This is a genomic window from Stenotrophomonas sp. 2YAF22 (assembly GCF_052114665.1).
GTDB lineage: Bacteria > Pseudomonadota > Gammaproteobacteria > Xanthomonadales > Xanthomonadaceae > Stenotrophomonas > Stenotrophomonas indicatrix.
Window position 1 is genome coordinate 1 of record NZ_JBFRFE010000071.1, and the last position, 10,590, is coordinate 10,590.

Sequence of the window (10,590 nt, forward strand, 5' to 3'; positions counted from 1 at the left end):
TTTCGCCACGGTGCTGCATGGCATCTCGGTGCAGGCGCGAGACGGCATCAGCCGCGAACGCCTGCTGGCGATGGTCGAGGTCGCGCTCGCGCCTCTACCGAAGGACGGCTGAGGCCGGACTGTGCCGAAAGCGGCTTGATGCCCCTGCTGCCTGCCGGCGCAACGAAATTGTAACAATTTGGAGGATAATGGCCGCTTGCGCAGTTTTCCTCCTATTTGCCGCCCGGCCAGCGCAGGCCGCACGGACGCCTCCTCAGAGCTTTCGATGCCTTCCCATTCCGATTCCCGCCGTTCGTCGGGCACGTCGTCCTCCTTCGTTTCCTTCCGTCGCCATCCGCTGGCCCTGGCCTGCGCAGGCCTGGCGCTGGCTGCCAGCTTCGGTGCTGTCGCGCAGGACAGTGCACCGACCCCGACCGGGCTGGACACCATCACCGTGACCGCCGAGCACCGCGAGCAGAACCTGCAGGAAGTGCCGGTGTCGGTAGGCGTGGTGCAGGGCGAGCGCATGCGCGACTTCACCGCCGGCGGCGACGACACCCTGCTGGCGTTGTCCGGCCGCGTGCCGAGCCTGTATGCGGAAACCACCACCGGCCGCATCTTCCCGCGCTTCTACATCCGCGGCCTGGGCAACATCGATTTCTACCTGGGTGCCTCGCAGCCGGTGTCGATCATCCAGGACGACGTCGTGCTGGAGCACGTGGTGCTGAAGTCCAACCCGGTCTATGACGTGGACCAGGTTGAAGTGCTGCGCGGTCCGCAGGGTTCGCTGTTCGGTCGCAACACCACCGCCGGCATCGTCAAGTTCGACACCCTCAAGCCGACCCAGGACTACAGCGGTCGCGTCAGCGCCAGCTATGCCTCCTACAACAGCGTGTCGATCGACGGTGGCTTCGGCGGCCCGATCAACGACATCGCTTCGTTCCGCGTGTCGGCGCTGTACCAGCACCGCGACGACTACGTCGACAACACCTACACCGGCCCCAGCGCCGACGGCACGGTCAGCCCGAAGAAGAACGCCATGGGCGGCTTCGACGACCGCAACGTGCGCGCGCAGCTGCTGCTGACCCCGAGCGACCAGTTCTCGATCCTCGCCTCGGCCCACGCCCGCGACTACGAAGGCACCTCGACCCTGTTCCTGCGCAACGCACTGACCAAGGGCTCGAACAAGACCGACGTGCCGCGTGACCAGGTCGCCTACGACGAGGCCGACAACAACCCGCAGGCGTACAAGACCTACGGCGGTTCGGTGAAGGCGCGTTATGACTTCGGCGCGATCGACTTCACCTCGATCACCGCTTACGAGACCACTTCCGGCTACAGCCGCGGTGACACCGACGGCGGCGCTGCGGTCAACTTCCCGGTCAATGGCGTGCCGAACGGCTACGGCCAGTCGATGGGCCAGATCCGTGACCTGGACCAGTGGACCCAGGAGTTCCGCCTGGCCAGCCATGACGACAGCGCCCTGCAGTGGCAGGCCGGTGCGTTCTACTTCAATGGCAGCGACACCACCGACTTCTACCAGCGCGCCTGGTTCCTGAAGGGCGCTGCGCGCAACCCGAACAACTGGGTGCGCCTGCGCAACAAGAACACCTCCTGGGCCGGTTTCGGCCAGCTGAGCTACGCCTTCACCGACAAGTTCACCGTCACCGCCGGCCTGCGCCAGACCCGCGATGAGAAGCACACCCGTCTGTTGAAGACCGCCGACACCGCCGCTGGCGCAGTCACCTACAAAGGCCGCACCGACGTCAAGATGACCGACACCACCCCGAGCTGGGATCTGAGCGCGATGTATCAGATCACCCCGGACGTGAGCGTCTATGCGAAGGTCGCCCGCGGCTTCCGTGGCCCGACCATCCAGGGCCGTTCGGCGGTGTTCAATGCCGACTTCACCACCGCCGATTCGGAGACGATCCTGTCCTGGGAAGCGGGCGTGAAGAGCAGCCTGTGGGACAACCGCCTGCGCCTGAACGCCACCGCGTTCACCTACACCGTCAACGACATCCAGCTCAACGGCAACGATTCGGACGGCAACGGCGTGCTGTTCAACGCCGACAAGGCCAAGGCCTACGGCTTCGAAGCGGACATGGAGCTGCGCCCGATCCAGAACCTGACCCTGAGCGCCGGCCTGAGCCTGCTGCACAGCGAGATCAAGGACAAGCGCGTCTACGCGCAGGTCTGCGGCCTGAACGGCCAAGTGGTGTGCACGGTGAACGATCCGACCATCAAGGTCGGTGCCAACACCTTCGCGCAGATCGATGGCAACCCGTTGCCGAACGCACCGAAGTACAACATCAACCTGGCAGCGCGTTACGACTTCCCGGTCAGCGACGCGGCCACGATGTTCGTGTCCACCGACTGGAACAAGCAGGGCTACACCAGCTTCGTGCTGTACGACAGCAAGGAATTCAACTCCAAGGGTGATTTCGAGGGTGGCCTGAAGATCGGCTACTCGGGCAACTACGGTGCCTACGAAGTGGCGCTGTTCGCGCGCAACATCACCAACGAGAAGAACCTCAAGGGCGTGATCGAGAACTACATGGCCGCGGTCTACAACGAACCGCGCACCGTGGGTGTTTCGCTGAACATGAACTGGTAAGCCGCATCGGCCGGTATCGCAAGCGATACCGGCACCCTTGCACTTTCCTGCAGACGCCCTGCCTGTGCAGGGCGTCTGTCGTTGGCCTGCCGCTGGTTCAGACCGGCTGCACGTCGTGCCGGTCCGGTACTGCATCCAGGCCGAAGGTCAGCTGCCAGCTGCGCAGGTCCACTTTGTCGCGGTCGCGGGCTTGCTGACGCGCCGCACGGCTGGCACCAAACAACTTGCCCTGCCCATCGATCAACGGGCGCATGCGCAGCACCTCCGCGTTGTCCGGCTCCGCATCGGCGGCCCGGTCAAGCCAGACCTTGGCCAGGAAGGCATTGGCAGGCACACCGTTGCCGAAGTGGAACACATCGGCCAGGAAACCGGCCGCCCATGCCTGGGTCGCGCTGTCGCCACGCCACCACAGCGGCCCCAGCAGGTCGAACACCGCTTCGCGCTTGTCGATGTCGTCCTCACCTTGGTACAGCAGCACCGCAAGGTTCTTGTGCGCCGGGCGCCATACCCGGTCATGCGGCTCAGCCTCGTCCACGCAGCGCCGATACAACACGCGCGACTGCTGCTGCAGCGCGGGGTCGGGCGTCTGCCTGAAGATCTCGCCCAGCTGCCAGGCGCGGTTGTAGATCACCACCAAGTCGCCGGCAGCAATCGCACGCTCGGTCCACAGCGCCTCCTGCACGGGGTCGGCGTAAGCGGGGAAGTCCTTGCCGGCCACACGCCCGCGGTACAGATCCACCAGCGATGCCATCGACCTCGGGTCGCCGGCGTGCGCGAGCTGCAGCAGCATCTGCAGACCGGCCGGCGCGGAAACCGAGCAGAACAGGTTGGCAGCCACCGTGGACAACTCCACGCCATCTTCGTCGGCCGTCGCCAGCGCTCCCTGCAGGTGCTGCGCGGCCAGGGCGCTGTCCGCGCTGAAGCCGAACAGGCCGGACTGACGACCGGCTGCCAACCACGCAAGGGCATGCGCGCTGTCGGTCCAGTCTTCGACACTGGCGAGCACCTGTGCGAACAGCGCGTCGGCGCCGTCGACGCGTGCAAAATGCGCACAGGCTTCCAGTGCGTTCATGCCCTCATCGACCACACAGCCGGGATCCAACGCGAACGCCTCTGCCAGGCAGTCACGGGCATGCGTCATCCGCATCGGGTCCCAGTTCACCTGGTTTTCCTGCGGTTCGTCGCGGCCGAGGTGGTAGTCCAGCATCGCCCGCCAGCACAGCACCTGTGCCCGCGTTGATGCATCCAGGTGCAGGTCGAGCAGGGCGCGATAGGCCTGCTCCTGTTCGGCGATGGCCTCGGCATCGTCGGCATCCGGGGCGAGCCACAGCCAGTCGCGCTCCTTGACCACACGCAGTCGATTACGCTGCGGAAGCATCAATCGTGCTGCTTCGGGACCGTCGATGAAGTCCTGAATCAGCGCGTGGCTGCCGCCCCAGCGCGGATACAGGTAGTACAGATAGATCTCGAGCACGTCGGCATCATCGGCACGGAACGACAGCGCCAGCTGCAGCCAGTAGTCGGCGGCATACTCGAATGCTTCTTCGCTGCGATGCGCCAGCACAGCGGGCAGGGCGGGAAGTTCATCCAAGGGGGCACCGTAGGGCGCAAGCAATGCGACCGCGGCGGCGAATGCTTCCGGGTCCTGGCGCTGCTGCGCGGTGTACAGATCGGCGCGTCCACCGCGTTGCAACTGCTGCAACCAGCGCGGCTCGCCCAGGTAGCAGGCCATCCGCAGCATCCGCCCCAGTACGAAGGCGGGACGTGGATGGCGTGCGATGGTATGCAGCCATGCGGCCAGAGCGTGGTCGCGTGCCAGCGCAGCACCGTCCCATTGCGCCTGGCGGATCTTCTCGATGGTGTCGGTGGAACGGATGCGGCCGGCAACGCGGTCCCACAGCGTGCCCAGTACGGCCCACGCATGCGGGCTGTGTGGCTGCCGTGCACACCACTGCCGCGCCCGTTCAAGGCGGGCAGGCAGGTCCTGCGCAGGCTCAAGCAGGGTGGCGAGCAGCCAGCCATATCCGAAGCGCGGGGTGCCACCGTCGAGCCACTGTTGCTCCATCGCCCCGAGCATGCGGTCGACATCATCGAATCGCTCCTGCTGCAACGCGTCGCGTGCTTCGCGGCGCAAGGCCATCGCTTCGTGGGGGGAATGCGGCATGGGCAACAGCGTCCTTGCAGATGATCGGACGCGCATTCTAGGCAATCCGGTGCATGCCTGTTATCGCCTGCAGTGGTGCGGCAGGACGACGCCCCGCAGGGGCAGGGCGTCGCGAGGAGTCTACCTGGCGGCAGGCGCGACAGCAGGGGCCAGTTCGGCGAACAGACCGCCGAGCACGCCCATGGTGGCTGTGTCGGCCCCCATGTCTTCGGCGGCGTTGGCAATGGCGATCACGCCACTGTTCTGTGCGGGGAACAGCACCACCCAGGCCAGCCAGTTGCCATCAGAGCCGCCGTGTACCAGCACCGGGCCCTGGCGGCCGGCGATCGCCGGCTGCACGCCCCAGTCCAGACCGGATGGGCTGCCCGGTTGCGCGCTCTGCATCAGTGTGTAGGACGCCGGCGTCAACAGCGTGCCCCTGCCGTGGCTGCCGGCGAGCTGGTCTATGGCGAACAGTGCCAGGTCCTGCAGGCGCATGTGCAGGTTGCCGGCGGCGGTGTAGATCGGCGGTACACCATCATCGGCTTTCTGCGGCGCGCGGGTGACGGGCTTGCCGCCGCGGTGGCCCAACGGCTGCCCTGCCGTGGTCGGCCCGAAGCCGGCGCCGGTCATCTGCAGCGGTTGGAACACCTCACGTTGGATCAGCGTTTCCACGTCCTTGCCGGTGGCGCGCTCGGCGATCACCGCTGCGATCAGGAAGCCGCTGTTGCTGTAGGCGAATTCCGTTCCCGGAGGGTGGACCGGCGCCTCTGACAGCGCGGCCTTGATGTAGGCCTCGCGTTGTACGGGCAGGGCACGCGTGTCGGTGAAGAACGCATCCAGTGCGGCGCCATCGGTGAGGTTCTCCGGCAGGCCGGCGCGGTGCGACAGCAGCTGCACCAGCGTGACGTTGCGGTAGGCCGGCTGCATCTGTGCCACCAGGTCGGGCAGCATCGTCAACAGTGGCGCATCCCACTTCAGCACGCCCTGTTCGACCAGACGCGCGATCATCGCCACGGTGATCGGTTTACCGGTCGAGCCGATCATCCAGGCATCGCCGCTGCTGGCAGCCACCTTTTCATCATTGCGGCGTACGCCGCTGACAGCCTGTTCGGCGATCCTGCCGTCGCGGATCACCAGCACTCCCATCGCTGGCGTCGCAGTGCCCTGCAATGCCTGTGCGATGCGTRCCTGCAGGTCATCGGCGGCGCTGGCACTGGTGGCGATGCACAGCAATGAAGCGCCCAGCCATCGGCGCAGGTGGCGCATGGCCCGGGAGGAGGGAGCTGCGGTCCGTTCGGAGATGATCGTGTGCATGGGAGTCCTTTGCGCAGCAGCGTGGGCAGGACCTGCGCCGACGGTATCGGCCCTGCGGGATGCGTCGTCCACCAGTGCCCTGAGCAGGCGAACGAGGTGACGTGCGATTCACTCTTGCATGCTGCCGATGCGGGCGTATGTGTCTGCAGTCATGTAGGTAAACGGCGCGGCGCGATCACGTTGGCGTGCGTACAGGATCGCGGCGGGCACTGCCCCATGCGGCGATAGGCGCTGGATGGGATTCGAGGGGAAGCAGCGCGAAGTGTCGCGCGTTGCAGGCACGCACCAGATCTCAAGGCGATACCGGTGTCGGCCGTCGCCGCGCTGCATGCGCGACGACGGCAGGGGCCTCAAGCAGCGGGCAACAGCGGTGCCAGCACCGGCTCCAGCTCCTGCTGGCGCCAGCCGGCCAGCGCAGCCGGCCACTGCTGATGCTCCAGATAGCTTTCCAGATGCTTGCGTGAGGCCAGTACGCCATCGGCCAGACCGAGCTCGCGGCTGCGTTCGGCTACTGCATCCTGCAGCTTCTTCAACAGCTGCTTGCTGGCATCGCTGGCCTGCATCGCCAACGGCGCATCGGCTTCGTCGGCCAGCGGCGTATCCAGCGCCTGCCACACCGCAGCGGCAAGCTTGCGCGGCGCCTTTGGGAACTGTTCGAAAAGCTTGCTCAATGCGGCCGCGTCGGTTGGCGGGGTGCGTGCCAGGGTGGCGGCCAGTTCGTTGTCCAGGATCCAGCTGCGCGGACGGTCGCTGGCGCGCGCCTGCACGTCGCGCCAACGCAGCAGGCGCAGCAGGCGGCGCTGCGCGGGCGCGTCCAGGAACTGCGCCGAGCGCATGCCCAGGTGGGGCCAGCGGTCTTYGTCATTTGCCACGCTGGCCAGCAGGCGCTCGCCATCGTCGTGCAGCCACTGCTGGCGCCCCAGCGTTTCCAGCTTGGCGGAGATGGCGTCGTGCATCGCGAACAGATGCTCGACGTCGTCGGCGGCGTACTTCAGCTGGGAGTCCGACAACGGCCTGCGCATCCAGTCAGAGCGGGTTTCGCCCTTTTCCAGGGCCACGCCGGTGATCTCCTGCACCAGCTTCTGGTAGCCCATGCCAGCACCGATGCCGGCCAGCGCGGCGCCGATCTGGGTGTCGAACAACGGACGCGGCAGCACGCCACAGGTCCACTTGAACGCCACCAGGTCTTCGCTGGCGCTGTGCATCACCTTGGTGATGGATTCATCGGCCAGCCACGGCGCCAAGGCCTCGGGCATGCCGGGAATCAACGGGTCGATCAGCAGGATGTCCTCGCCGACGGCCATCTGCACCAGCGCCAGCTGTGGCCAGAAGGTGCGTTCACGGATGAATTCGGTATCCAGGCCGATGCGGGTCGGCCGCTGCTGGCGGTATGTGTCCAGCTCGGCGGGGGTGGTGATCCAGGTTGCCACGTGTCAGGGCCTACTACTCGGGTTTGCTCAGGCAGGGGAGAATAGCCTAACGTCGGTCCGCATCCGTGCCGAAGGAGGCCCTGCTTGCGTTTTCTGCTGTCGCCCGCGCTGTTTACCGCCTTGGCCGTGAGCCTGGCCGGTTGCACGCCGTCGCCCCCTGCGCAGACCGCCGGTGCCACCGCAGCCCCGCCGGCCGATCCCGCACCAGAGGCCGGTCCGGCGCGTGGTACCGGGCGGGGCACGGTGACCATTGCCGGTGACGACGCGGCCGAGGACATCCAGCAGTGGACGCCGCCGCGGGTCGATCGCCAGGGACGTACGCTGGCACAGCTGCGCCGGGCTGCCGACCAGGCATTCGCGCGGGGGCATCTGTATGAAGACGGCGATGCGGCAGTGCCCCTGTGGCTGGCAGTGCAGGAGGAGGAACCCGATGATCGGCAGGCGCGCCTGGGCCTGCAACGCGCGAAACAGAAGCTGCAGCAGCAGGCCGATGCGTTGCTGCAGCGGCCATTGCAGCAGCGTGAAGCGCTGGCTGAAGCCGGGCGCCAGGCGCTGGTGCTGCTGACCCTGGCGCCGAAGGATGAGAAGGTGCGCGCGCTGCAGGGGCGGGTCGAGACTGCGCAGCGCGTGGTCGCCTACAACCGCGCGGGCGAAGACGATCTGCGTGCCGACCGGATAGGTGAAGCCGGTGATGGTGCGATTGGCAACTTCCGTGAGGCACTTGCGCTGGACCCGGCAAATCGTCGCGCGCGGGAGGGTCTGGCAGCTGCGGAAAGTGGGCTGATCCGGCGTGCCGAGGATGCCGCGCGCATCCGCGATTTCGCCAGTGCCGGCGCGTGGTTGGCAGAGGCCAGCAAGGTGCGGGACTCGTCACCGACGATCGCCGATGCGTTCGAGCGCATCGAGCAGATCCGTGCAGCGGCACTGGTACAACTGCGCGATGGCGGCCTGCATGATCTGACCACCCCGCAGGGGTTGAAGCCTGCGCGCGAGAAGCTGGCCGAAGCGCTGCGCATCGCTTTGCCGGGCGACGCGGTGGTGGCGCAGCTGCGCGAGCGCATCGAACTGGCCACCCATTACGGCAGCTTCCGGCCGGGGCAGGTGTTCAGCGATGCGCTGCGTGATGGCGGCCGTGGACCGCAGATGATCGTGGTTCCGCATGGCGGATTCCAGATGGGCGCCAGTGATACCGAGCCGGGCGCAACCGACGCAGAGCGGCCATCGCACTATGTGCGTTTCGAGCGTGGGTACGCGATGGCGATCACCGAGATCACCGTGGGTGATTTCGAGCGCTATGTGAAGGCGACCAATGCCCGCCCACGTGCGACCCGGCGTGGACATTCGGTGGTCTATGACGAGCGCAGCGGCAATTTCATCCGTCGCAGCGGCGTGGACTGGCGGTCCGACTATGACGGCGGGCGGGCACTGGGCAATTCGCCGGTGATGCACGTGAGCGTGCGTGATGCGGAGAACTACGCGAACTGGCTGTCCGAACAGACCGGCCGCAGCTACCGCCTGCCCAGCGAGGCCGAGTTCGAGTACGCGATGCGTGCCGGCAGCAGTGGCCGCTACCCGTGGGGCGATGCCGGGCTGCCACCGGAAGGCAGTGGCAATTACACCGGCAGCAAGGATGTTTCGCCTTCCGGCAGGCATTGGCACAACGCCTTCGTCGGCTATGGTGATGGGTGGTGGGGGCCTGCACCGGTCGCCAGTTTCCAGGCAAACGGCTTCGGGCTGCACGACATGGGCGGCAACCTGAGCGAGTGGGTGGCCGACTGCTGGCATGCCAGCTATCGGCGTGCTCCGGCCGATGGTGTGGCGTGGTTCAACCCGGGCTGCCGTGCACGGGTGATCCGTGGTGGCAACTGGGCCAATGCGCCGGAGCAGACCCGGGCGGCCTGGCGGCAATCGCAGGATTCGGATACCACCAACGCGCGCATCGGCTTCCGGCTGGTGCGAGGGATCTGACGGGCACGGCTGGATCGGCGCCGGTTTCACTCGCCGCAGGCAGCGCCGCACTAAGATTGCGCCGTACCCGCCGGCCGGCGGGGTCAGCCGGAAGACCAGCCGATGCGCAACGATCCTTTTTCCCGCTCGCCGCAGCAGCGGCGTGGCCTGTTCGGCAACATCCGCTGGTGGGTGCTGCTGCTGGCCGCCGGCTACGCGGCGTTCTACTGGTTCTCCAACCGTGCAGTCGACCCCTATACCGGCGAGAAGGTGCTGATCGACAGCAGCCTGGACGCCAGCCAGGAGAAGGCACTGGGCCTGCAGGCCTACCAGCAGATCCTGTCGCAGGAACGCCCTTTGGGCCCGAATGAACAAGTCTCGCGTGACGTCCGCGCGATTGCCGAGCGACTTATCGCCAAAGTGGATGTTGTCGAAACCGCGTTGGCGCAGGAACACGGGTTGCAGCCGGCACACTTCGCACGCGACTTCGAGTGGGAGGTGAACGTGATTCCGTCCGAGCAGGCCAATGCGTTCTGCCTGCCCGGTGGCAAAATGGCGGTCTACACGGGGCTGATCCCGGTGGCGCGCACCCGCGATGCGATGGCGGTGGTGATGGGCCATGAGATCGCCCATGCGCTGCTGCGCCATGGTGCACAGCGGATGGCCCAGCAGAAGCTGACCCAGATCGGCCAGGTGGCCGGCGCCGCCAGTGGCATGGATGCGCAGCAGCAGCAGATGATGATGTCGGCGATGGGCTACGGTTATCTGTTGCCGTATGCGCGCAGCCACGAGACGCAGGCTGACGAAGTGGGCCTGATGCTGGCGGCGGCGGCGTGTTTCGACCCGCGCGAGGCGGTGCCGTTGTGGCAGCGCATGGGCCAGGCCGGTGGTGGCCAGTCGCCGCCGGAGTTCGCCTCGACCCACCCCAATCCGGGCACCCGTATCCAGAACCTGCAGGCGTTGATGCCGAAGGCACTGGAGTATCGGCAGAAGTTCTGCGAGCAGGCCAGGTAAAGGGGAGTTCGGCAGGGCTGCGCCCTGCACCCGCAGAAGCGGTAGTGCCGGCCGCTGGCCGGCAACCTCAACAGCAAAAGCTGGCTTCCTGTGGGATGGCGGGTGGGTCCGGTTGCGGGGGACGCCGTGAACCCGTCCATGGG

At 66.7% G+C, this 10,590-nt stretch carries 6 protein-coding genes; 3 read left to right on the top strand and 3 right to left on the bottom strand.

The genetic code is table 11. From position 1 onward, the window contains the following. Nucleotides 1-265 precede the first annotated feature (265 nt). Nucleotides 266-2,596, top strand: a complete 2,331-nt coding sequence (locus AB4Y84_RS04800; protein ID WP_312108673.1) for a TonB-dependent receptor — start codon at nucleotides 266-268, stop codon at nucleotides 2,594-2,596. Between the two features lie 97 nt (nucleotides 2,597-2,693). On the opposite strand, the gene AB4Y84_RS04805 is transcribed toward AB4Y84_RS04800, so the two are convergent. The 3 genes from AB4Y84_RS04805 to rnd form a co-directional block, all read right to left on the bottom strand. Beyond that, nucleotides 2,694-4,760: a DUF4034 domain-containing protein gene (locus AB4Y84_RS04805; protein WP_442244062.1), complete on the bottom strand. Its 2,067-nt coding sequence runs from the start codon at nucleotides 4,758-4,760 to the stop codon at nucleotides 2,694-2,696. A 120-nt stretch (nucleotides 4,761-4,880) separates the two neighbouring features. After that, on the bottom strand, nucleotides 4,881-6,056 hold the full coding sequence (locus AB4Y84_RS04810) for a serine hydrolase domain-containing protein (RefSeq protein WP_442249830.1): 1,176 nt from the start codon (nucleotides 6,054-6,056) through the stop codon (nucleotides 4,881-4,883). Between the two features lie 350 nt (nucleotides 6,057-6,406). Then, entirely contained in the window at nucleotides 6,407-7,486 is a 1,080-nt protein-coding gene (gene rnd, locus AB4Y84_RS04815; RefSeq protein ID WP_442249831.1) for a ribonuclease D, read from the bottom strand. An 84-nt stretch (nucleotides 7,487-7,570) separates the two neighbouring features. On the opposite strand from rnd, the gene AB4Y84_RS04820 reads away from it, so the two are divergent. Both AB4Y84_RS04820 and AB4Y84_RS04825 read left to right on the top strand, forming a co-directional pair. Then, nucleotides 7,571-9,454 (top strand): formylglycine-generating enzyme family protein, encoded by a 1,884-nt coding sequence (locus AB4Y84_RS04820; protein ID WP_442244059.1) that lies wholly within the window; start codon nucleotides 7,571-7,573, stop codon nucleotides 9,452-9,454. Nucleotides 9,455-9,556: 102 nt separating this feature from the next. Further along, on the top strand, nucleotides 9,557-10,447 hold the full coding sequence (locus AB4Y84_RS04825) for a M48 family metallopeptidase (RefSeq protein WP_025876363.1): 891 nt from the start codon (nucleotides 9,557-9,559) through the stop codon (nucleotides 10,445-10,447). The last annotated feature ends 143 nt before the right edge of the window (nucleotides 10,448-10,590 follow it).